General features: G+C 53.3%; 21 protein-coding genes. 1 reads left to right on the top strand and 20 read right to left on the bottom strand.

Features of this window, described 5'->3' with window-relative positions:
• Positions 1 to 17 precede the first annotated feature (17 nt).
• Positions 18 to 908, bottom strand: a complete 891-nt coding sequence (locus ACK4FZ_RS13220; RefSeq protein ID WP_409821621.1) for a PP2C family protein-serine/threonine phosphatase — start codon at positions 906 to 908, stop codon at positions 18 to 20.
• Positions 905 to 1,819: a serine/threonine protein kinase gene (locus ACK4FZ_RS13215; protein ID WP_409821619.1), complete on the bottom strand. Its 915-nt coding sequence runs from the start codon at positions 1,817 to 1,819 to the stop codon at positions 905 to 907. The genes ACK4FZ_RS13220 and ACK4FZ_RS13215 overlap by 4 nt, the downstream gene beginning before the upstream one ends.
• A 106-nt stretch (positions 1,820 to 1,925) precedes the next feature.
• Between ACK4FZ_RS13215 and ACK4FZ_RS13210 the strand changes: the two genes are divergently transcribed.
• Positions 1,926 to 2,792: a YicC/YloC family endoribonuclease gene (locus ACK4FZ_RS13210; protein ID WP_409821617.1), complete on the top strand. Its 867-nt coding sequence runs from the start codon at positions 1,926 to 1,928 to the stop codon at positions 2,790 to 2,792.
• A 163-nt stretch (positions 2,793 to 2,955) separates the two neighbouring features.
• Here the strand turns inward: ACK4FZ_RS13210 and fliB are convergent, their stop codons facing one another.
• The 18 genes from fliB to ACK4FZ_RS13120 all read right to left on the bottom strand — a co-directional run bounded on the left by fliB (position 2,956) and on the right by ACK4FZ_RS13120 (position 23,596).
• Complete coding sequence (gene fliB, locus ACK4FZ_RS13205; RefSeq protein WP_409821615.1) at positions 2,956 to 4,224, bottom strand: flagellin lysine-N-methylase; 1,269 nt, start codon at positions 4,222 to 4,224, stop codon at positions 2,956 to 2,958.
• Positions 4,225 to 4,286: 62 nt separating this feature from the next.
• On the bottom strand, positions 4,287 to 5,729 hold the full coding sequence (locus tag ACK4FZ_RS13200; RefSeq protein WP_409821613.1) for a hypothetical protein: 1,443 nt from the start codon (positions 5,727 to 5,729) through the stop codon (positions 4,287 to 4,289).
• Between the two features lie 18 nt (positions 5,730 to 5,747).
• Positions 5,748 to 6,461 carry a class I SAM-dependent methyltransferase gene (locus ACK4FZ_RS13195; protein WP_409821611.1) on the bottom strand — a complete coding sequence of 238 codons (714 nt, stop codon included), beginning with the start codon at positions 6,459 to 6,461 and terminating at the stop codon, positions 5,748 to 5,750.
• Entirely contained in the window at positions 6,458 to 7,198 is a 741-nt protein-coding gene (locus tag ACK4FZ_RS13190; RefSeq protein ID WP_409821609.1) for an NTP transferase domain-containing protein, read from the bottom strand. The genes ACK4FZ_RS13195 and ACK4FZ_RS13190 overlap by 4 nt, the downstream gene beginning before the upstream one ends.
• Before the next feature lie 5 nt (positions 7,199 to 7,203).
• Complete coding sequence (locus tag ACK4FZ_RS13185) at positions 7,204 to 8,178, bottom strand: aminotransferase class V-fold PLP-dependent enzyme (protein ID WP_409821607.1); 975 nt, start codon at positions 8,176 to 8,178, stop codon at positions 7,204 to 7,206.
• A 103-nt stretch (positions 8,179 to 8,281) separates the two neighbouring features.
• The gene (gene aepY / locus ACK4FZ_RS13180; RefSeq protein ID WP_409821605.1) at positions 8,282 to 9,424 is read right to left on the bottom strand and encodes a phosphonopyruvate decarboxylase; all 1,143 of its coding nucleotides are present in this window, start codon (positions 9,422 to 9,424) and stop codon (positions 8,282 to 8,284) included.
• Positions 9,424 to 11,052 (bottom strand): phosphoenolpyruvate mutase, encoded by a 1,629-nt coding sequence (aepX, locus tag ACK4FZ_RS13175; RefSeq protein ID WP_409821603.1) that lies wholly within the window; start codon positions 11,050 to 11,052, stop codon positions 9,424 to 9,426. Before aepX ends, aepY begins: the two co-directional genes overlap by 1 nt.
• A 110-nt stretch (positions 11,053 to 11,162) precedes the next feature.
• The gene (locus ACK4FZ_RS13170) at positions 11,163 to 12,032 is read right to left on the bottom strand and encodes an NAD(P)-dependent oxidoreductase (RefSeq protein WP_409821601.1); all 870 of its coding nucleotides are present in this window, start codon (positions 12,030 to 12,032) and stop codon (positions 11,163 to 11,165) included.
• Complete coding sequence (locus ACK4FZ_RS13165; RefSeq protein ID WP_409821599.1) at positions 12,029 to 12,388, bottom strand: EscU/YscU/HrcU family type III secretion system export apparatus switch protein; 360 nt, start codon at positions 12,386 to 12,388, stop codon at positions 12,029 to 12,031. Before ACK4FZ_RS13165 ends, ACK4FZ_RS13170 begins: the two co-directional genes overlap by 4 nt.
• Positions 12,369 to 13,871 carry a flagellar hook-length control protein FliK gene (locus tag ACK4FZ_RS13160; RefSeq protein WP_409821597.1) on the bottom strand — a complete coding sequence of 501 codons (1,503 nt, stop codon included), beginning with the start codon at positions 13,869 to 13,871 and terminating at the stop codon, positions 12,369 to 12,371. Before ACK4FZ_RS13160 ends, ACK4FZ_RS13165 begins: the two co-directional genes overlap by 20 nt.
• A complete protein-coding gene (locus ACK4FZ_RS13155) occupies positions 13,868 to 14,254 on the bottom strand; it encodes a DUF2802 domain-containing protein (protein ID WP_144374136.1) in 387 nt (128 codons plus the stop codon). Before ACK4FZ_RS13155 ends, ACK4FZ_RS13160 begins: the two co-directional genes overlap by 4 nt.
• Positions 14,255 to 14,294: 40 nt before the next feature.
• On the bottom strand, positions 14,295 to 14,600 hold the full coding sequence (locus ACK4FZ_RS13150) for a flagellar protein FliT (RefSeq protein WP_409821596.1): 306 nt from the start codon (positions 14,598 to 14,600) through the stop codon (positions 14,295 to 14,297).
• Complete coding sequence (gene fliS, locus ACK4FZ_RS13145; RefSeq protein ID WP_409821594.1) at positions 14,601 to 15,044, bottom strand: flagellar export chaperone FliS; 444 nt, start codon at positions 15,042 to 15,044, stop codon at positions 14,601 to 14,603.
• A 6-nt stretch (positions 15,045 to 15,050) separates the two neighbouring features.
• Positions 15,051 to 16,451, bottom strand: a complete 1,401-nt coding sequence (gene fliD / locus ACK4FZ_RS13140) for a flagellar filament capping protein FliD (RefSeq protein ID WP_409821592.1) — start codon at positions 16,449 to 16,451, stop codon at positions 15,051 to 15,053.
• A 15-nt stretch (positions 16,452 to 16,466) separates the two neighbouring features.
• Entirely contained in the window at positions 16,467 to 16,889 is a 423-nt protein-coding gene (locus ACK4FZ_RS13135; RefSeq protein WP_409821590.1) for a flagellar protein FlaG, read from the bottom strand.
• A gap of 74 nt (positions 16,890 to 16,963) precedes the next feature.
• Positions 16,964 to 17,803: a flagellin gene (locus ACK4FZ_RS13130; protein WP_409821588.1), complete on the bottom strand. Its 840-nt coding sequence runs from the start codon at positions 17,801 to 17,803 to the stop codon at positions 16,964 to 16,966.
• Positions 17,804 to 18,010: 207 nt separating this feature from the next.
• Positions 18,011 to 18,853, bottom strand: a complete 843-nt coding sequence (locus tag ACK4FZ_RS13125) for a flagellin (RefSeq protein ID WP_409821586.1) — start codon at positions 18,851 to 18,853, stop codon at positions 18,011 to 18,013.
• A gap of 285 nt (positions 18,854 to 19,138) precedes the next feature.
• Positions 19,139 to 23,596 (bottom strand): glycosyltransferase, encoded by a 4,458-nt coding sequence (locus tag ACK4FZ_RS13120; protein WP_409821584.1) that lies wholly within the window; start codon positions 23,594 to 23,596, stop codon positions 19,139 to 19,141.
• Positions 23,597 to 23,602: the final 6 nt, after the last annotated feature.

Raw genomic sequence — 23,602 nt, 5'->3', positions numbered from 1 at the left:
ACGCAGAAAGCCGCATTCTAGCCTAAAGCAGCCCCACCGGCTTGGGGCGTGGGGCGCAGACCTTGCGCCAACTCGCTGTCCATCAAGGTGGATTGCCAGCTGAACTCGCTGACCTGCGAACCCAGGGTACTGGTATCGACAAAGCCATCACGCCCGAGGTGAAACTGCTCTTCTGGTAGCAAGGTAAGAGCGATAGCACTCAGGTTGTCGCTATGGCTACCTGCACGCTTCTCCGCCACGCTGAGCAACGCTGGCACTACCATGGGCGGAGTGCGGCCAACAAAAGCGCGAGCAATTTCAGCGTCGCGCAGCGGCCCCCAAACCCCGTCCGAACACAACAGCAGGGTATCACCACAGGCTATTGGTCTGGCCTCGGCTAGTTCGATATCCGGGTCGCCAATCGCCCCCAGACAGTTGTAAATACGGTTACGGGCCGGGTGATCATGCGCGTCGGCTTCGTTAAGAAAACCCGTGTCGATCAGGCGCTGGACATGGCTATGGTCGCGGGTACGCCATTGCACCTCGCCATCCTGCAGCTGATAACAACGCGAGTCGCCGGCGTGAGCAACCCAAACCTCGCCCTGCTGCACAATGGCCACCACCAGCGTGGTGCTGGGCACTTCGCTCATGCGGTGGCGGATGGCGTGATCAAGAATGGCTTGATGCGCCTCGTGCCCGGCATTGATCAGAAAACGACGCGGGTACTGCAGCGGCGCCTTGCAAGCTTTCTTGAACAGTTCGCTAAACACGTCGACGGCAATCTGGGCGGCAACCTCACCATGCGCATGGCCACCCATACCGTCGGCCAGCACCAGCAGTACCGCGTGCTGGCTACATACTACGCCCACGCGGTCTTCGTTATAGGGGCGCGCCCCTACCCGGGTGTCTACTGCCAGCGCAAACTTCATGCTCGTTTCCCCATCATGCGTCGCAGCCAGGCAGACACCCCGCGCGGAGGCGCCGGCGTGACGTAATGCGTACTACGTAAGCGCTTTTGCATTTCACTGAGACTGGCCAGTCGTGTCAGCGGGTCAAGAGACAGGCAATCGTCGACCAGCGCCAGCAATTCGGGTGAGTAATAACGGGCAAACGCCTTACTGGCCGGCACGATCTTGTCCTGCTTCAGACGCTGGTCGGCAGCTTGCAGCTTGTCGCCACCCATCGCCACATACAGGCAGGCCCCCAGCCCGTAAATGTCGGTCCAGGGACCGAGTTTGCCCTGCGCATCGTATTGCTCTGGCGCGGCATAGCCTGGCGTGAACATGCTGCCCAGGTGCTGGGCACGACCCAGTGTCTGACGTGCCGCGCCAAAATCCAGTAATACAGGGGTACCGTTGCGGCGCAGGTAAATGTTGGCCGGCTTGATGTCCAGATGCAGCAACTGCTGCAAATGCACTTCTCGGAGGCCGCCAATCAATTCGGCAAATAGCCGGCGCAGCCTAGGCTCGGCAATGCCATGCGGCGACAACTCGATCTCCTTGGCCAGCGGCCGTCCTTCGGTATAGTCCATCACCATGTAGACAGTCTGATTGGCGCGGAAGAAGTTACTCACCCGCACGATATTGGGGTGCTGGATGCCTGCGAGAATGCGGGCCTCTTCAAAAAAGCACTTCAGGCCCAACTTGAAGGCATCGCGATCGAGCTCGTTAACCACGGTAACGTCGTGCATATCGCGGCGGGCACTCATTGCCAACGGCAGGTATTCCTTGATTGCATACTTGCGGTCGTACTGGTCCAGCGCCAGATAGACCTCACTGAAGCCGCCAGAGCTGAGGCTGCGAACGACGGTGTATTGCTCCAACCGGGTACCGGCGGGCAAGGCGCGCTTGGATTGCTTGGTGTCCATTGTTATAGTGTGGCGGCCTCTGGATCAGGGTTGAGGATCCGGGGCCTGTTGCCAGTATTCCATTTTTTAGGAGCCCCCCATGATTTTAAGCATGACAGGCTTTGCCTCTACCACCCGCGAGTTTCCGGGTGGCCTGTTGTCTATCGAACTGCGCGCTGTCAACCACCGCTATCTTGACGTACAGATGCGTCTGCCGGAAGAGCTGCGCGTCATCGAGCCGCAAATGCGCGAACTGATCGCCGGCAAGGTAACACGCGGCAAGGTGGAATGCCGCATCGGCTTAAACCAGACCGACAGCGATACCCCGCAGCTCGAACTGAACCGCGATACCGTGCAGCGCCTGCTGGCAGTCAGCGCCGAAGTGCGCGAACTGGCGCCGCACATCCGCGAGCTGGGCATGGGCGAACTGCTGCGTTGGCCCGGCGTACTGAAGTCCAACTCGCTGCCGCCGGAAGCGCTACAACAACTGTGCCTGAACGGCTTGCAGACCGTACTGGGCGACTTCCGCGACACCCGTGCCCGCGAAGGCAGCAAACTGGCGCAGGTACTGCAAGAGCGCATTGCCGGCATGGAAGCCATCATCACCGACATCAAACCGCGCCTGCCCGTCATTCTGGAAGCCTACCGCAGCAAACTGGCCACCCGCCTGCAAGAAGCACTGGGCAATGTCGACGACGACCGCATCAAGCAGGAATTCGCGCTGTTTGCCCAGAAAATCGATGTGGATGAAGAGCTGGAACGCCTCACCACCCACCTGGCCGAAGTACGTCGCATCCTGAAAACCGGTGGTCAGGTTGGCAAGCGCTTGGACTTCCTGATGCAGGAACTTAACCGAGAAGCCAATACATTAGGCTCCAAATCGGTATCCACTGACACTACCCAGGCGTCGGTTGAACTGAAAGTGCTGATCGAACAGATGCGCGAGCAAATCCAGAACGTCGAATAGCAACGCTCAGGACGAGATCGGCTGCTGCTAATGTTCAAAAGGTCATTTAGCCTCAGCTAAGCTGCCTTGAAGTCGGTGAATTAGCACAGGAGCGGCATCTGCCGCTCCTGTGTTTTTGGTGCCATAACCACAAGAATCACCGGTCACCGACATAAAATCATCGTCACAATAGCAAAGGCAACATACTCTCTAGGCTAGTATAACCACAGGATGACAACCCCTGAGCCATGGCACGCATATACAATTGATCGTGTTCAAAAACTCGCTCCAGTGTCTGAACGACGTGAATCATGTCATCCAGATTCGCTTTACCCTCTCGCGATGACAGGACGGCACTAAAGCTACGTACCCATAAATACGATACCACCAGCGATGAAAAAGCTTGCATGGCAGACATACCAGGCCCAAGTGGAAAAGTGCGGACTAATGCCAGATTGATCAGGTAGTTTCTTAGCACATAGTCCAGATCTTGCTGCTTGATCTTATCGTCCCACTCACTCATTACCTGAGGATATGCAGCTAGGAAGCCTTCTTTTTCTTCACCGAGCACCGCATTCATGCGGGTCAGCAAATCCGCCCATCTCAGGTTAGACGAGGCCTTTTTAACCGTCAGCGGCAGGCTAGCCAAAAAGTAAAATAGTTTGGCTTGATACTCCCTATTGGCCTTTACCACCGAAAAATCATGCAAGATGCCATCAGGCTGTTCAAGAGATATTTTGATGGCCTCGATCAAAGCAGCCGACTCGGTTCGAGAAGAAAGCAGCTCTGGCTGCTCCTCTATCCGCTGGCACACAACACCACATATCGCCAAAGCCTGCCACAGCGAGAGGCTGCTTTCCGATAGCAGGGTGAGACAAAAATAGTGGATATCCTGCGCGATCTCCTGCCTGACTTTAGAGAGACTCGCCGGCGCACTCGGCATCAATTCATGTCTAACGGAAGACGGCAAGGTTATAAAAGACATCGCACCAGGCGTGCTTAACGCCAATCTTGCAGCCTCAGGACAAGACAGCGAGGCCACCTGATGTAGCGCACCATTCAAACTACTGATTTTCCTTGGATAAATATGACAGGTATTGGAAAGCGCAGACTCTCCCAAGCGCTTTTGAATGACACAAAGTCTATCCTTATCCAGCATCGGACAATCAGATGATCCCTCCACCGCAACAATTTTGCCAAATGATGAAGAATCAGTTGCAGAACGCATCCGCTGAACATGCTTGTCAAACAGTGGCTTTAGCTGCAGATCTTTCGCATTCTTGTAAGTAGAAAAAGTTCGCTTATCCAGATGAATCTGCCAGGTGGTCGTGCAACATGTATCCGAACAAAGTGGGCCGACACACGAAAATTCTGCGAGATACGCTGGTGCCAGAAATTGTGTCTGTATTTTTTTATGCATTTTTCTTTCTCTCACAGAAGAACCAGCAGTCATAGATCATCATCGCATTTTTGCGAGGAATGAATCAAAACCCGATAAACTCACGACCAACAAGACTACTGCCGCGCTAACAACGTATTGATAACCATGTGACAAGTTTCCAATTTTACGTTGGCTTGAAAATTACTTGACAACAATGCGGCCAACTGCATTTTTACCTCATCATCACTTGGATTATGCTGCAAAATCTTAGCCATCAGAACGGCAGCATCGTCGACCGCACCACTAGCTTGATACATTTGCGCCATATTCCGCATGGTAATACCGATAGAGTCCTCCTTAGCCACTGCCTGAGAAATAAGGTTCAACGCCACTGTGACATTACCCTCAGAAAATGCGATGGCAGCAAGATCATTATAAGGCTGCCAGCAAGGAGTGCCTTTTGAAACTAGATCCTGCAAAATCTGCTTTGCAGCTGATTGATTACCGCTTTGAAAAAAAGCCTCAGCCTCTTGGTAAGACTGCAAATCTGTATTGAGCGCTACATTACTTTGCGAAAGAGGCAATAGGGGCAGATCACGACCTTCAATCTCAGCTTCAAGCAAATCCACAACCATTACAGCACTTTGACCAAAATGACTAAAGTGATGATCACGAAGTATTGTTGCCTGCTCTCTGGCGAATAAAGGATCAACAATGATTGACTGAACAATCTTTCTCAACTCAGATTTAGTTGTCTTACGCACGTTATCAAAGGGGACACACGCAAATCGAGGAGGCATTCGATCCGGAATAAGCCAATCGGTCACAGCCACGCTTGGAACACCATGCAAAGCCGCCTCAATCAGGACACTGGACTCATCCGAGACCAGCAAGTCTGCCACGCCAATGCAGTACATGATGCTTACATTCGGATCAACAATATGAATATTGTCTGCCAGCCCCTCATGTAGCTGATTCATGCGGCGTATATTATCCAGTACTTGTGGGTAGGCTTCTGACCATGGCGCTTGCTTTAGCAACAGATTGACTGGCAGATCTCTTAGCCGCTGCACGAAATCATCTTGCTTCCCATTGTTTTCCCATGATGGCGCGTACAGGATGGTATGGGGATGCTTTAACCCAAGTTGTGCTCGGAGCTCTTCAGACTTTTTAGCAAACACATCACGGTTACGATAAATCAAATCCGCTTTAGGCCAGCCGACATTGAAAATACCGAGTCGGGGATGCGCGTGCGGCTTACTCGCTTGGGCAAGCCAACGCTCAGCCCAAGCGTTTCCTGGTAAAAAGCCGAAGTCGAAGTGATGCCACGGTTCGTAATCCCAAAAGTCAGGCCATATATCATGTCGCTGAGCCAAATCGTGAAGCATAATGGCAGACAAATCGGCATTCGGCTTGCAAGCATGCTGACAGTAAACACCAATTTGCACTTTTTCTGTCAAATCCGTACTGAATCGCACAGGAAAACCGCGTGCTTTAGCTTCATCTGCGATTGGCGCAACTGTTTGCCACTCACAACCATCTGTATGAAAAAAAGTAATAACAGGACGATGTATCATTGTACTTGAGTGCCGAAATTATTTTCTAGTCATGAAACAGTTAAAGCGGAACTGGTTCTGAGCATAACCATTAATCGACTGATCGCTAATTTCGCAAGAAAAGCCATTCTTTTCGGCCATACTGTAGAACCACTCCCGCTGATAGTATCTGTGAGCAAGGTCTTTATAGCGAATCTCGTACTCTTGCTCAGACAAACAGTCCCGGCGCGCGCGCTCGGATGCGACCTGACGAGCTGCATCTGGCACTTCAAGTATGGCAAGCGATGTTCTGGCCTTATTCATCATCGCAAACAGTACAGCTTCAGCATAAGCTTCTGTCGGGAAATAATGAAAAACACTATTTGCAAGGACATGATCGACCTGCTCAGCAACAGGCATGTGCAATGCCTCCGCATGGAGAAAAACACCATCAGGTATGGCCTCTTGGGCAATACGCACCAGGTTCTCAGCGTAATCAATACCAGAGACTGTCGCACCTAGCTCCCGTAAAACATACAGGAACGCACCGGCACCACATCCCACCTCGAACACCTGCTTGCCAGGCGACAACCCCAAACGATCAGCGACGCTGCAGACATAACTACGCCATGCGTCAGCCTTGATCCGACCAGCACCGCTATCAAAGCCATCAACATCGATCAGGGCTTGCAAAAAGTCGGCATTTGTCTGGTCAAGGGTGAACTTACGCCGCTGCCAAACCGCTAACCAAGCTGCTACATCAGGCTGATTCATGGGCACTCCCTGGCTTTTATACTGGGGTAAACCTGCAAAATAGCACGCTCCAAATGTGATTTAGTATCGATTTCGGACCATGCCAAATCCTCTATTTTCAGGCACTGCATAGGCAGCACGGCAGAGGCAGCAACCAAAGCACTTTCATACTCCAGATGCTTTGTCTGTTTGAAAACATCAAGCGAGTAATCCATCATGTGCGAAAAAAATGCCATTGAGACACGACTGATACCGACCAACTCACCAACAGGTTCAGAGGATAGCAAGCATCTATTTTTTGACAAATTTTTCAAGAAACCTTGATCAGCTTCAACATAAACTTCGTCCTGCGAGCTGGTTGCACCAGAAACCAGAACCACATCCGGACTAGACGCGTTAGCGAGGTGTTCCAGCGCTTTCCTGTCGTAAATGAGATCCGACTCTAGAAGCAAAAAGTCCTCATTGATGCTATGTGCAGCGCAGGCAAGTGAAAACATACTGCCAGACTGAGCATAAGATGGATTGTGAACCAAATCGATAACGCCTGGATATTGCTTGGCCAATGACTGGTAAAATGGTGCCAAATGGCCCGAAACCACAATAACCTTACTGATACCGGCCGCTATCAATTTATCTATAGAAATTTTTACTATGGGGCCATCACCTAGGTCAATGAAACCCTTAGGGTGTAATTTGCCTTGATCTCCGAAACGCTCCCCTCGACCTGCGGCCAGAATCACTGCCAAGCGTGGTAGCATAAGCTTTAGCACTCCATTACTTTGTCGAACTGCACCAGCAATTGCTGCATTTCAAAATCTGAAATTGTCCCCATGACGGCAATACGAAAGACTTTACCCCCCAACTGGCCCTGCCCTGCATAAATGGTAAAGCCTGCTCTTTTTAACTCATCATGCAGAAAGTCATAGCCAATGCCATCCGGTAATGTATAAGTCTTTAAGATGCAACTACTGTCTGTTGGCATCAGTAGCGGCTGTATGTCATAGGTAGCCAGGTGGGCAGATATCATTTCGCTTCGATGTTGGTAGGTCTGTCTTCTGGCTTGCCAACCACCCAGTTGATGAAATTCATCCAGTGCGGCCTCTAACGCCATGAAGCCCTGGACTGCCTGAGTGAAAGGTGACCAACCGTGACGCTGCTCACGGTAATACATCTGCAAATCAAGATACAGGGTTGTGGCGGCCGTTTTCTGTTGCTGTAATACCTGCTCGTGCGCAATGACAAAAGCCACACCGGGAATGCTGTGCAAACATTTGTTTGCTGTTGCAGCGACTGCGAGTGGCTGCCAGTTTGCAAAATCAATCCACTCAGCGCCGAAACTACTCACCGCGTCGATCATCAATTTGGTGCCGAAACGCAGACACATAGCTGCGATGGCAGACAAATCATTCAATCTTCCGGTAGTGGTCTCGTGATGAACAACAGCAACGTGGGTTATACCGCCATGAGCAAGCCGCGTCTCTAACTGAAGAAGACACAAAGGACTACGCCAGTCATTCATCAATGCCTCAACCGGCTTGTTCTGCCTTTGCAACATGGCAACCATGCGTTCGCCATATACCCCATTGCACAGCACCAGCGTTTTACCATCGAATGGAGAAAAAGTGGACAGCATGGCCTCGACAGCACCACTGCCAGAAGCTGTAAGCAATACTGCCTGATATTGAGCCTGACATACCGGATAAACCGCTTCCAGTTTTTGACAGATTCGTTTTGTCATGGCAGCAAATTCAGGCTCTCTATGACATAGGTCATCGCCATGGAGGGCATTACGTACAGACGGGGAAAGGGTAACCGGACCGGGGTTAAGAAGTATCATTTCTTTAGGACAAATTTGACAAATAATCACGTAACCGCTGCGTTACCTCAACAGGACCGATAGCCGGCCTGGGTAAATCAGCAGCAACCCCGGGTAAAATCCTTACTCGCGCAAAAGAAGGACCGTATTTTTGCGTTTGTAGTGCGGTGAGCAGGTCTTCTGCAGTAAAAACGGTGTGTACAGTCGGATAACCGCAAGCAGTGGCAACACCTTCAAGATCGACACTGCCACTAACGGTAAGCTGACCACCAGTCGATTCGTGAAGACCATTATCAAGCAGGACATGCACAAGATTCGAAGGGGCCATAAAGCCAATAGTGGCCAGTGCCCCCATACGCATGAGTAAAGCGCCATCACCATCCAGTACGATGATTCTCAGGTCCGGTCTGGCCATCGCCAAACCAAGGGCGACACTGGATGCGCAGCCCATGGCGCCCACCAGATACAACTGGTTGGGAAGATCTGCTAGCGCGTACAACTCCCGGCCGGTATAGCCCGTTGTGGCCAACAAGATGGTAGACCGGTCTGCCTGTTCTTGTATAAGCCGCAGAACGTCACCCCGCTTTAGCTGTGCTGCGCCGGTTTTCAATTCGTACTGGCTAGCACTAAGACGCGGCTCATGGAGTTTACTGCTGACAGGCCATGGCGCCACGCTGCCTTTACGCATAAGGAGACAATAAGGACGGTTTTCCGCCTGCATCCAGCTTAATGCGCGAGACAGACAGGGGGCAACCTGCGCGAGCTCTGTGGGAAAGTACTCCCAAGGTATCTGCATCGCATCAAGCAGCGATGTTGTGATTTCACCCATCAACTCGTGCTGCGGTTCATCCACCGCGCCGCCAGGTTCACCACGCATGGTGACAATCAACAGCACCGGGATGCGATGAGTATGCGTCAGCGATGTCAAAGGGTTAACCGCATTGCCCAAGCCCGAGTTCTGGCACATAACAACGGCGTACGCACCACCCAACTGGTAGCCGGCGGCAATGGCAAGCGCATCGCCCTCATTGCTGGCCGGAACATACGCCACATCGTCAGCAGCAATCACGTAGTTGATGAATGGCTGCAGGTAGGAGCATGGCACGCCGGTCCATAGCGACAAACCTTGGCCCAGGGCGGCATTGACAAACACACTGGCATCAAGCATCAGAAACTCCCTGCCGCGATCAGATCATCAAGACTATCAATATCCAGCCAGTGCCCCGTCGTATAAACCACCCGGACAGGGAAGCCTTGCGCTACGAGGATGTTAAGAAAAGCGGGTAGGGTACCGTGGCGACGGAACTGCACATCTTGACTCAGCAGACTGTCTAACAACTGTGTGATTTGGGATAGCTTGTTTGAACTGATATACAAGAAACCCATCCATTCACCATGAATTTCTTTATTCTCAAGTGCCGAGAGTTCACCTATCTGGCTGAGCATGACTGGCCGTGCGTAATGCTGACGTGAGTAGGGGTGAGAGTTAATGACAAAGTCGGCAACACGGTGCAAATTGGCACTTTCACGCCACTGGGTATCGACCATAATGACCAAGTCGTCTTTGGCATCAACCAGGATATTTGGCACATACTTACGGAACAGCACATCTCCATAAGAAACGATAACGCCATTTTCTTTGGCTGCCAGCTGCGATAAGCCCAACTGCAAGGAAACCAATTCGCCACACTGGTCATACTCCTGATTATCAACATACTGCAAGTTTGGTAAATCGAACGCCTCTGCCGCATAACCACGCACGACCGTGACATCCTTGATGCCTGCCTGGTTATACGCCGAAACGATATGGCTCAAAATGGGCTGACCAGCTACTTTTACCATTGCTTTGGGCTTATCCAGAGTCAACTCACCCAACTCGACACCTCTGGAAGCCGCCAAAACCAGTGCTGCCGGTTTGGATACGGCGCTAGGCAGGTATCGTTTCTCAGCCACCTCTAGTGCACCGGCACCCTGCAGGCGGAAAATCTCAGAGACACTCGCAACCTCGCTCTCCACCCGGATGAGACACTGCTCCTGATAGAGACGTTGTGCGGTATGCTGCATGGCTTGAACTGCCGATCTGAGCATGTGATTTGCCCAGATGACCATAGCGATCTTGTTCAAACGGAATACTTCAGTCGGCGTGGAATAGTATTTGGTAGGCACAATCACAACCGGCGCCCGGTTGGCCCACTCTTTGGTAAAAGACAGGATTTCATCCGGCGTGGCCAACGCGCTGTGAATCAAAATCGCATCGGCGCCTGCAGCATGGTAGGCTTCGGCACGCCTTATTGCCTCATCCAGGCCCCAGCCGGCAATAAACGCTTCTACGCGCGCAACAATCGAAAAACTATCATCTTTCTGTGCATCTTTGCCGGCCTTGATTTTGCCTGCAAACTCATCAATATCCGCTAGCGGCTGCCGCTTGCCTGAGATGAAGCTATTGGTTTTGGGAAACAGTTTGTCTTCCAGACATACGGCAGCAATATCGCGTTGCTCTAGCTTTCTTACCAGACGTTGCACGTTGTTGAAATTGCCATAACCAGTATCGCCATCAAGCATGATCGGAACAGTGGTAGCGTCCGACATGAACTCAAGCATGTCCAGAACCTGGGTCCAACTGGCTTCATTGTTATCACGAACGCCGAACTGTGCCGAGATGCTCAAGCCACTTCCCCAAATGCCTTTAAAGCCGGCTTCTTCCGCAATTTTGGCACTTAAACCATTATGCGCCTCGCAGATGAAAGACAGATCATCAGATTGCAACAACTGCTTGAATTGGATGGTTTTTTTCATACCACACCTGTGTGTTTGGATAGGGCTGACGACCGCTATAAAGTATTAACCGCCATGCATTCAGCAATAAAATACACTATAAGTTGTACGTATAAAAAAACTCAATCATTTCATGCATTATCGGCCCAGATCAGCCGCGCGATGGCGGAGGAATCCAGCTCGCCCTCGCCGCCGGCCACCAGTTCACCGATCAGCCCGGCAACGCGTTCGGCCTCGGGCAGACGAATCCCCAGCTCTTGCGCGGTTTGCAGCACGATGCCCATGTCTTTCTGGTGCAGTTTGGCCTTGAAACCGGGCGCGTAGTTGTCATCGATCATGCGCTGACCGTGGACATCCAGCACCTTGCTACCGGCAAAGCCGCCCAGCAGCGCCTGGCGTACAGGTGCCGGGTCCACGCCGCACGCGCGCGCCAGCTTCATCACTTCGGCGACGGCAGCGATGCCCACGCCGACGGCAATCTGGTTGCAAGCCTTGGCAACCTGGCCGGCGCCGCTGTCTCCGATATGGGTGATGGTTTTGCCCATCGCGGCCAACACCGGCTGTACCTTGGCCAGCGCGGCCGCATCGCCCCCCACCATGATGGTGAGCGTGCCGTTGACGGCGCCAACTTCACCACCCGACACCGGGCAGTCCAGGAAGGTGATGCCACGCGCGGCAAGGTTGGCCGCAATGTCGCGGGCGCCGATGGGCGAGATGGTGCTCATGTCGATACAGATCAGTCCGGCACGGGCGGTGCTGGCCACGCCGTCCTCGCCCAACAGCAGCGCGGCGACATCCGCGGTATCGGACACATTGGTGATCAGCACGTCTACCTGGGTGGCCAACTCGGCCACGCTGGGTGCCCAGTGTGCACCGGCGTCAATCAGGCTGGCCGCCGACTCCGGCCGGCGGGCCCAGACCGTCACATCAAAACCGGCACGCAACAGGTTGCTGACACACGGGCGTCCCATGATGCCCAGACCGATGTATCCCACTCTCATTGTTTGGCTCCATTGTTTGCCGAAACGGCAACGGGGGGGGGCCGGCGCATGGCCAGCCATTGTTCAAAGTCCAGCTTTTCGCCTTTGGCGTGCTGCTCCAGGAAATAGACAAAGGCCAGCACTTCGGCCACGGCTCGGTACAGCTCGGGCGGGATGTGGCTGTCCAGATCCACCTGCATCAGCAGGTTGACCAACTCGGGGGAGTCGTGCACGAAAACGCCGGCGTCCTTGGCGTGTTCGATGATGCGCTCGGCCATCTGGCCATAGCCTTTAGCCACCACGGTTGGGGCGCTGGCACCATCTTTATACTTGAGGGCGACCGCAGAGCGGCGACCATCAGCCCGAACTGGTTTCATGTCTTACCTGCAGGCTGGCCAACGCCAGACCGGCTGCTTCCATGGCGCCAGCCAGTTGCTGACGATGTTGTTCGATCAGGGCTGCAGCTGCCGTGTTGTCGGTATCAAAGGTAAGTTGTACCTGGTTGCCAACCAGACGCAAACGGGCGGCCATACCGCCCAGCGCCGGCAGGCTCATGGCGAGACTGGTATGCCAGACGCGCATCTCTTGCTGACCGTTGCCCTCCCACTCTCCGGCCTGCTCAGGCTGAATCTGCCACTGCACCAGTTGCCCTGGCCAGGCCTGGCCGGTGTACATGAACTGGCGTTGTTCCAGTGTATCGAGCTGACGTTGCACCAGATGGCCGGTTTCGGGCGTGACGGCACTCTTGCCAGCGCCGGCATCGGCGTTAGCCAGCGTGGTAGCCAGCCGTGCCTGAGGCTCCTGCTTCAGCTCGTCCAATGACAGACGGCCATCAACCCACGCTTTCTGGTGGGCCTCATAAAAAACGCCACTCTTTTCGACTGTGGCCTTGAGATGAGTTTCGTGCTCGGGAGCTGGCTGCGCCGGATCAGGCAACAAGGCAGCTTGGCTGGCCTGGGCACGCAATGCTGCAGGCATAGCGGCCAACCCTGCCGCCAAGCGATTGGCAATAACGTCGGCCAATGCCTTGCCTTCTGTTTGCAGTGTTGGCTGCATGGCGGTAGCGAGTGACGCCATGGTAGCGGCATTACCCTGCGAACCATTGCCGCTTGCCAGCAAACTGCTCAGATAGCGGGAAGCCGTGCTGAAGGATACTGCCGCGGACGAGTCACTGCTGCTAGCTTGCGGTAGGTTGACCTGGGTAAAGCTCAACAGCGGCTCGGTAGCACGCACACGCAGGAGCAGCGGGTCTGCACGCAGCGCCTGGCCATCGCCGGGCGCCTTCAGAATGAAGGCTGCGTTTTTGACCAGCACCGCAGCACTGCCGTCGGGCAAGCGCTCTGCTACCCTGGCCATCACCCATTCGCCACGCTGGAAGGCGGGTAGCTTTCCCTGCGGCTGAGTAAGCGTTTCCAGCTCTACACCCTCGTTGCCTGCGGCCAACTGCAGAGCTTGGGCGAGTGCTTGTGACTGTCGGGTAGTGGCAGTACCGGTAGGGGAAAGGGTGGCGTTGAGATCGTCGGCATCCAGCAACAAGAATGCCAGCGGCTGGGTGGTGGCGACGCTGAGCTTTAGTGCTTCGCCCTGAATTGTGGCCCCTTGCGGCACTGTGAGCACGAATGGCGCACCCTTGATCTGGGCAGCGATGCGGCCATCAGGTAAACGCTCGCTGATCTTGGCCAGTATGGTCTCGCCACTTTGCAACGCCGGCATACGTGCCGGGGTGCTGCTAGCCTCCAGCAACAAACGCCCTTGTTCACGCCCCAGTTTGAGTGCTTGTGCCGGGCTAAGCGGATTGCCGGCCAGCTCGGACGTACTGCTTTGCAGCCCTGGCAAACCCTGGGGAAGCGGAGAAATCATGCAGTAGGACTATTGCGATACAGAGAAAGAATCAACTCGGCTTCACTACGCGAAATACCGCAGCGTTCTGCCACTTCGACTGTCGAAAAACCGCGTTTGAAAAGCTCGATAGCTTGGTTGTAAGGGCTGGCCCCCTCACTGCTGGCCAAGGGCTGCTGGCGAACCGTAGGGCGCGTACTAGGGAGTGGGCTGGTAGCAGGCGCCTGCTGGGCGACATCCTGCAAACTGCGCTGCAACACGCTGATCTGGCGTTGCAGATGGTCGAAGGTAGTGGCCTCCACACGGCGTTCGGACTCTATCATGTCGATACGCCGCCACAGCCAGAAAATGATGCCTGATTGCAGCACCACGATCAGAAACAACAGCCAATCGGTAGTATTCATTGCCAGCTCCGGAATCGGTCAGCGTCGGGCAGCAGTGAGCTTACCGGTAGGTACTGGAAAGTTTGTTCTGCTGGCGGGCGCTATGCAACAACTCGGAAAGCTCCTGATGGCGAGCGGCCACCAGCGCTTCCATCTGCTGATTACACTGCAGCGTCTCTTGTACTATGGCACGGGTTTGTTCGCCAATCAGCCCCATCTGCTGATTTTCACGCCACTGATCGAACAGTGCGTCCCGCTGCGGCAGCAATTGCAACCATTCGTCCCATTGCTCGCTCTGCGCCAAAGTGAATAGCTGCCTGGTGAGGGCAGCATACTGCAATAGCGGCGGCGCTACCGAATCATGCATTTACACCTGCCCTACCCGGCTGCCCGCACCTTGCATTTTGTCCAGCTGGCGCCAAGCACCCAGCAGTTCATCCAGCAGGACGATGACTTCTTCAAGGATTTGGGCATCGTTTTTCATGTTAGCTACGCCGAGACGGTGCTTCATGTAGATATAGAGCTCACGCAGGTTACCGCTGACCTCACCCCCTTTTTCAAGATTCAGCACATTATCCAGGCCATTGATGATTTCCATGCCCTTGCCGATCAGGCGGCCTTTTTCGATAAAGTTGTTCTTGGCAATCTCGGCTTGTGCCTTGCGCAGTGCGGAAATGGCACCTTCGTATAACATCACGATCAGCCCGATCGGGCTGGCACCATATACCGATGCTTCCAGCGCATCCTGCTGATAGGCCTTGTTGAGCTGCTGCAACGCTAGTCGATTCATTTTTTCACCTGCACCCATCATTCAATATCAACCCAGCATCGATGCCATGTAGCTGCTTTGGTTCTTCATTTTGGCCAACGCCGCATCCAGTGCAGAAAACTGCGTTAGGTAGCGCTTCTGCATCATGTCCAGACGCGCCTGGATTTGGTCTTGCTTCTGCTTCTCGTAATTCACTTGTTGATTAAGGCTATCGGTACGTACCTGCACCATACCATCCGGCCCCAGCATCTTGTTCAGTTTGGTATTCAGTCTTTCCGCGTAGCCGTCAGTATTGTTGTTACTGAACAGTTTATATACCGCCGTTGCATCTTTGTTCAGCGCCTTTTTGAACTCTTCGCTATCCAGCTTCAGAGTGCCATCCTTCTGCAAGGAAATACCTGCCTGCGACAGATAACCGAGACCGGAGCCCAGGGTAACACCTGAGATCGCAACTGACATCTCGGCGGTCAGGTCTTGCATGATCATGCGGGCACCATTGTCCAGCCTTACTGCCGTGCCAATCACCTTACCGTTGGCATCGGTCACCTGGTTGCTGCTTTGCTTGTACATGCTGTCGACCTGGCTTTTGATTTTGTTGAAACCATCAACAAAAGCCTGCACATTCTTGATCACCGCTTCGTCATCACGAGCAACGGTTACTGTAGCCGTACCGGTCTTGAACAAGTTTAGTTCCAAACCGGTCAAGGCCTCGGTTACCTTGTTGGATGAAGCGGTAATGGCGACACCATTTACCGTAAACTGGGCATCACTCGGTGCAGCGGTGCGTTTGGCAAGGTTGGCCGCAGCACTGCTAGTACGGTCAAAATCCAGAAAACCCAAGCCTAAGGCACTGCCACCGCTCACCGAAAACGAGCCTTCCGTACCCGCCTTTTTACTGCTGAGCGCCAGTTTGAAACCATCGGCACCACTATTGACCACAGAAGCAGTCACATCACCACCTTTGGCATTGATAGCGTCACTAATGGATTGCAAAGACGCATTCGCACCGATGGTGACATTAAGGGTGCTACCCGAGCCAAACGCAATGGTGAGATTACCGCCAGCAGCATTGCCCAAACTTTGCGTATTGGACGTGATCTTGCCGCTGCTACCATCGTAGCTCGTCAGCGCCAGTGTTTGCGCCGCAGCAAGCGAGGTCACATTCACCACATAGGTGCCAGCTGCAGCTGTAGCACCTGCCGTGCCTTTCAGGGTACTGGCATCACTACTGTCAGTCTTATTGGCATTGAGCGCCGAACCGGAAATCAAGCCACGCAACGACGTCTGAAATTCGGACAGGGTAGACTTCAACTTACCTAGCGAGGAAATCTGGTTATTGTAGGTGTTGATCCTGTTCTTACTGGAGTTCAACGGCGCCTGCTCCAGCGAAATCAGCTGGGATACCAAACCCTGAACATCGAAGTTGCTGCCTGCGGTGGTGATGGCCATGATCTACTCCCGAGGCTAAGCCTCGTCTTGCAGCAGAATGCTGCGAAAGTCCTCGATTGCCTTGGCAATGCGGATAACCTCAGGCGACGGAATCTGCCTGATTACTTCCTTGCTGCTTTTATCTACAACTTTGACGATCTGCATCTGGGTATCATCGTCTACCGTGAACTGCAAATCACCCTTGTACAGTTTTACTGTCTCGTTAAGCTTCTTGATGGCATCGGCCAAGTCAGACTGGCTGAACGCTTGTTGGTCAACTTTGTTCTTGGCCTGTTCCTTAGCCTCGGCTTCTTTAACGCCAGTAACGGCCTTCAGTGTCTCTGGCTTGGTCGTGGCGGCTGCCTCGCCGTCTTTAGACAACTGCTGTGGTAACTCTGCCTGCTGCCTGGCGGTCATACCCAGAGGCTGCAACACCCCGGTAACGGATCCGATTTGCATGATAAGCACCTCTTAAAAAGGACTCCCCTCTACAGCATAATCCAGCCCGTAGAGGGGAAACCACTTTTCTCACCTTAACGCAGCAGCGACAGGGCAGCCTGCGGAACGGTGTTGGCTTGGCCCAGAATGGCGGTGCCAGCCTGTTGCAGGATCTGGTTACGAGTCAACTGCGCAGTCTCTGCAGCAAAGTCGGCATCGACAATACGGCTACGCGACGCGCTGAGGTTTTCTACGTAGGCTTGGGTATTGGCAATCACCGCTTCGAAACGGTTCTGGATGGCACCGAAGGTGGCGCGAGTATTGGTCACCGTCTTGATCGCTTCATCCATAGCCTTAATGGCGGCAGATGCTGCACCCGAGGTGGTCACTTTCACTGCACCGGTCGCAGTAAGAGTGCCCGAGTAGCCTTTGATGCCCGACAGCTCGACACCAGTTGCAACCACCTGGTTATCCTTAGAGCCAGAAGCCCCAACTTGGAACGTAATGCCTTTGTTACCCGTCAACAGCTTGGTGCCGTTGAAGTTGGTGGTCTGGATGATGCGCGATACTTCCTGCGTCAGCTGGTCCACTTCTTTCTGCAGCTGGGAACGGTTGTCATCAGAAATCGATCCGTTAGCCGACTGTACCGCAATCTCACGGATACGCTGCAGGTTATTACCTACCTGGCCCAAGGCACTCTCAGCCGTCTGGGCTACCGAAATGCCATCGTAGGCATTACGGATACCCTGGCTGTTACCACGTATTTGCGAAGTGAGACCTTCCGAGACGGCCAGACCGGCAGCATCATCCTTGGCAGAGTTAACGCGCAAGCCGGACGATAGCTTTTGCAGGGAAGAAGCCAGTGACGAATTCGACTGGTTCAGGTTGCGCTGCGCATTGAGCGAGGCAATGTTGCTGTTTACGATGATAGGCATTTTAAACTCCGTTATTATGGCGACTTGGCTCGGGAGCGGACTCCCCGGGTTTTGATACCAATCGCTCTAACGCTCTATCGTCAGTTCTTTAGTGCTCTTGAGGCCTTTTTTTTAAATTTCGCAAAAAAATTCCAAAAAAAAATCCCCGGCCGCCAGGCCGGGGACAGAGGTACCAAATCGGTTGGTGTCTATCGTTGTTAACTAATCTTAACCACGCAGCAGCGAGAGGGCTGCTTGCGGCACCTGGTTGGCCTGCCCCAGGATGGAAGTACCCGCCTGTTGCAGAATCTGGTTGCGAGTGAGCTGTGCAGTTTCTGCAGCAAAATCGGCATCCATGATGCGGCTACGGGAAGCCGACAGGTTTTCAACGAAAGCCTGGGTGTTGGCAATCACGGCCTCGAAACGGTTCTGGATCGCACCGAAGGTGGCGCGGGTATTGGTCACCGTCTTGATCGCCGCATCCATATCCTTGATGGCAGCAGAAGCAGCACCCGACGTTGTTACCTTAACGGCACCAGTAGCAGTAAGGGTAGCCGAGTAACCTTTGATGCCGGACAGCTCGACGCCAGTTGCAACCACCTGGTTATCTTTGGAACCAGAGGCACCCACCTGGAAAGTGATGCCTTTATTAGTTGTGAGCAGCTTGGTACCGTTAAAATTGGTAGTCTGAATGATGCGGGATACTTCTTGCGTCAGCTGATCCACTTCCTTCTGCAGCTGAGAGCGGTTGTCATCAGAGATCGCACCGTTAGCGGACTGCACTGCAATTTCACGAATGCGTTGCAGGTTGTTACCTACTTGGCCCAAGGCGGCTTCAGCCGTTTGCGCTACGGAGATACCGTCGTAGGCGTTGCGTACCCCCTGATTGTTACCACGAATCTGCGAGGTCAAGCCCTCGGCAACCGCCAAGCCAGCGGCATCATCTTTACCGCTATTGACACGCAGGCCAGACGACAGCTTCTGCAAGGAGTTGGCCAACGAATTGTTGGACATGTTCAGGTTACGCTGAGCATTCAGGGAAGCAATGTTGCTATTAACGATGATTGGCATTTTGGCACCTCGATAATCTTGTCTGACTTTAATGTAAGGACGCTGGTCAGTTGGCTGACTCTTCACGTGCTTGCTTATATGCACTTATCGGAGACCTGCCCAAATACTTTAGCGCCCTATCACAAAAATTATGATCAACTGCCACCAAACATCGTTACCAAGCAATAAGGCCAGCCGGCTTGTTGTACAAGCTGGCTGGCCTGGCTGGGGATCATGCTGCGCTTGACATGGCAGCATGGCTAGGCAAAGGGGCTTGGCTAGCAGTCATCATGCCTTGTTACCGCGTTATCTAGACAATGCCGCCTGCCAATCTTCCAGATGATCCTCCAGCCAGTAGTCTGCATCGACCCAAGCACGCAAAGCAGCACCCTGCTGCGCAGACCACTCAGGGTTGGCGATATGGTGCCGGATAGCCTCAATCCAGGCTTGCGGGTCAGCGCCGACTAATGTCACCGGCGCATTGCTATTCCGGTAAGGGTAAACATCACTGCATACAACGGGCCAAGCCATCACACCATACTCGAGCAACCGCAAATTGCTCTTGGCCTCGTTAAACGGATTATCTTCCAGAGGTGCAATGGCAAGATCCAGATTCAGCGACGCCATTTTCTGCGGGTATTGCTCGAACACCACGCCCTTATGCCGCTCGTGCGCAAAGTCGCCTTCCGGCCACATGCCCATGAACACCCACTCCACCTCATTGGCAAGCGTCTCGAAAACCGTCTGCAACATCGCCAAATCACCCGCGTGCTGCTGTGCGCCAACCCAACCGACACGCGGCTTGCGGCCAACCCCTCGCACAGAGTGAACCTCACCCCATGTATGGCGCGACAAACGGTTTGGAATAACGCGAATATCGGCAATCATGCTCTCGCAGAACGCACGCAACGGCTCAGTACTGACAATCAGGCGATCGCACAGCGCCAGCGCCTTGCGCAAGCGCGGCTTGGCGTCGCGGAAGTTGCTGCGGAAGGCATAGTAAAGATCGCTGGTTTTCGGCATGGCGGATAACAAATCATCCAGGCACGCTACGCGCAGTACCCCTGGCAATAACTCTGCCGTTGCCTGCAGACACTCCAGATGCGTATCGGTAATCGGGTTCTGCAACATCAAGGTGTCCAGACCAAGTCGCGACATCTGCACGATAGTGGGCAGCCGCACGCTACGATCATGGGTGAGAACGTACTCTGCATGAAGCTTGCCGGCTTGAGATAAGGCTTCGAAAGGCTGGATAAGCCGATAAATGCCGCTACCACCTTCAACCGGAATGCCCAGCAGGCGGCTGCGCAGGTGCAGGTTTCGGTCCCACAGCAACGGCACAGCCCTTTCCAGATCCGCCGATGGGCCATCAAACGCAAGGTGCGGACTCAGGGATGGGTCATGACTCAGCTGGGGCAACCATCTTTTCAAGAACGTTTTGCGCTCAGCCAACGCACGAATAGTATCCTGCAACTGCTGCACAATCTTGGCATTACTTTCAGCCTTGATGCTAACGCCATGATGATGTACCAGCGTGGCAAATGGCGTATACAACACAGCCTTGCCTGTTTGTTTTACCTTCAGGCAAAAATCCACATCATTAAACAGCACAGCCAGTTCGTCTTCATCAAAGCCACCAACAGACTGGTAGGTTTGCTTCGATACAAGCAAGCAAGCGGCAGTTACCGCTGCATAATTTTGCTCGACCCACAGCCGATTCATATAACCCGGATCCAGGCCATCAGCACCAACAAAGGGATGGTGGGCGGCAGAATCGAACATTCCCCGAGCATGAAAGCCAATGCCTGCGTGCTGTACTTTACCGGTTTCAGGGTAAACGAGACGGCAACCGACAACACCGACTTCAGGACGCATCGCGTGCATCATCATGCGATCCAGCCATTCCGGTTGCACCACTTCGGTGTCGTTGTTCAACAACAGGATGTAGTCACCACGCGCCTCGGCAACCGCCATATTGCACTGGGCAGAGAAATTGAAAGGTTGGTCATAATAAAGAACCCGGCAGCGGTCTTGCGGCAAGCGCTGTTGTAGCTGCTGGTAAAACTCGTGGGTATCCGGGTCTTCACTGCGATTATCGACGATCAATAGTTCCCAGTTAGGCCATAGTGTTTTCTCGATCAGCGTATCAACGCAAGGGTCGAGAAACTCCAGCTTGTCCTTGGTAGGGATAATGATGGAAACAAGCGGCTTTTCCTCATGCAGATACTCAACCCGCAGAGTTCCCTCCAGCCTGGCCGGCAAGACATTGGCAGCAACCCCCAGAGTCTGGAAGAATTGTTGCAGGATGGCCTGACGCACCATTTCATCTTCCGCTGTGCTGACTTTCGCATAAGGTAGCGTCAGCAACATTTTCTCTATGTGTCTGATTGCACCTTTGCCATACGTACCGTACAGCTTCAGCAAAGCGTCGTAGGTCTGCCATGCCCCCCAGCTGGCAAAGCCTCCCAGCATCATCAACTGCGGAATGCGCATCCAGACGCCGGTACCGATATAGTCCATAGCGAACAAATAGTCGGGGTCGAAACCCGGCTTAAACCAGGGGTCATCACGCGAGCCGTCGATCTGATAGTGGTCATGATCGGTATACAACGCGACGGCATCGGGCCAAAGGTTGGTATAGTCGGCAATCGAAAGCAGATACTCACCAGGGAAGGTTGCCCCTGCTGGCAAAATAGCCACCCAGTCACTAGGCAGCATGGAAAGCACGCCATTGCATGCCTCGGCCAATGCAGCAGCATCATCCAGGTTATCTACTTGCAACCAGCCCAAATAGTCGGTCTGTTCAAACACCACGCTGGGCACCGGCCAATCTGCAATGACGACCAAACGCCAGTTCTTATAAAGCTGCGACTGCAGGTGTTCAATACTCTCCTGCAACTCTGCCTTGCGATCAGCAGGTGCAATCATCAACAAGGTCAAATGCGGCTGCAGCTGCCAGTCTCTAGTCATGCGCTCAGCCCATACTTCGGCATCGACCTCGCGTGGCTTATGCTGAACCAACCACGACGCATAGTCAGTAAAGCGTTCAGCTGCAGTGCGGCCAAATGCAGCAGCCTGGCCACCTAACACCTGTGGTGATACGAAAGGCAACAACTTCGGCTTGGGGCTAATCGTGAAGCGCTCGGCAACCCGATACCAATCCCCCATCGAGCACTGGCCGTTGGCAAACACGTCGGCCCAAACATGACTATGCAGCTGTTTTACTTTCTTTAGAATTGCCGGGTCGAATTGCAAAGCAAGTTGCGCATAAAGATTCTGTATGCGCTGATAAAAACCATTACCTGGAAACGCAGAAGTACAAATCGCATCCTCGACAAGAAACAGCATGCTGCGCAAGAAAACCACTTCCAACTCTATAGCATCATCATTAACCGACCATTCGCGATCGATATAATGCAAGCAACCCATACCATCGACAATGATATTACTTGGAATGGCGTCCATCCATTGTGCAGGCAACAAACCGTCCTGCGCTTGGTTTTCGAGGAAAATGCGATAGCGTTGCAGATGAAGCAGAAAGCTTTCCACGTCAGATGACATAACAGCTCTGCGCAGCAGAACACCAAGATTGCGCCCAACCACGTATGGTTCGTCGACGAAATCATGCAGGATCATGCCAGATTGGGCTGCAGCACTACCTGTCGACAATGGGTACTTGCGCACGGCTATCGTATCGTTATCGGAAACAATGAATTCCGTGACGCAATTCAGATCGGCACGCCGATTATCAGTATATTTTTGCGCCAGAACATCCGGCTTCTGATGTTTTACAACACCAGATTTCGTAGCGAATATCAAGAATGAGTTTGCAAGATCACCGAGCACGCCCTCTTCAAAGAGCGCTTCGTATGCCAAATTAATGCTAAAATTTTCTTTACCCTGCCCGGTATGATCGCGATTCTCCAAACCAAACAGGATATCATCGACCCGAAGTCTGCCCTGTTGCATCCCACGATCAGAAACAATCACCTCGGGCAATTTATAGTCAGGGAACGCATAATTGAAAGCAGAAACACCAAACCCTGCACTCTCAAGCCGTCTTACCAACTCTTGCTTGCCATAGGTCGTTGCCTCGCCCGAGCGGTACTGGCCTTCTACGCCATAGTACGGGACACCATGGTGATCCTCCCCCATACCGGCAAGATACTTGACACCAAGCTTGTTCTCGATGGCAATAACCAGCGTCCCATCGGGTTTCAATGCACTCGCTGCCATTTTCAGGCATTCGATGAAAGGATCTTTACCACCAAGATAAACAGGCGAGTACTCAAGTACACCTATCAGGGTAACGAGATCGTACTGCTGCTCAAATGCGATATTTTGAAAGTTGGAGTGAAAAACACGCGTGTCGGCATGCTCGTGTACCCGCCTTGCTGCGGTACGGGCGCGCCGGAAAGAACCTTCTACAGCATCGACACTGCAACCGGTCTCGGACAGGGCTTTTGTAATCGCGCCACAACCGCAACCCAATTCCAGTACTTTAGTCCCAGGGCCGACGCCTTTGAGCATTTTCAGCCAGTTGGTTCTGCGTGGGGAAAAGTGATACTCAGTGGGCCAGTTATTAATCGCCGCGACCAACTCGACAGAAGAAACACTTAGATCCGAAGCACGGTTGATGACATTAAAAATTTCGTCTTCCACCGCATCGCCATCAGAATAGGCAATGCCACGGCCAATTTGCGGCAACCATACACCCGTTTCTTCATCCAGCTGAAAATCAGCCATTGCCACTTTTACTTCCATGACACC

The sequence above is a fragment of the Vogesella sp. genome, from assembly GCF_046297735.1.
In the GTDB taxonomy this organism is placed as follows: Bacteria; Pseudomonadota; Gammaproteobacteria; order Burkholderiales; family Chromobacteriaceae; genus Vogesella; species Vogesella urethralis.
The sequence above is the reverse complement of the archived record's forward strand: the minus strand, read 5'-3'. Positions and strand labels throughout refer to the sequence as shown.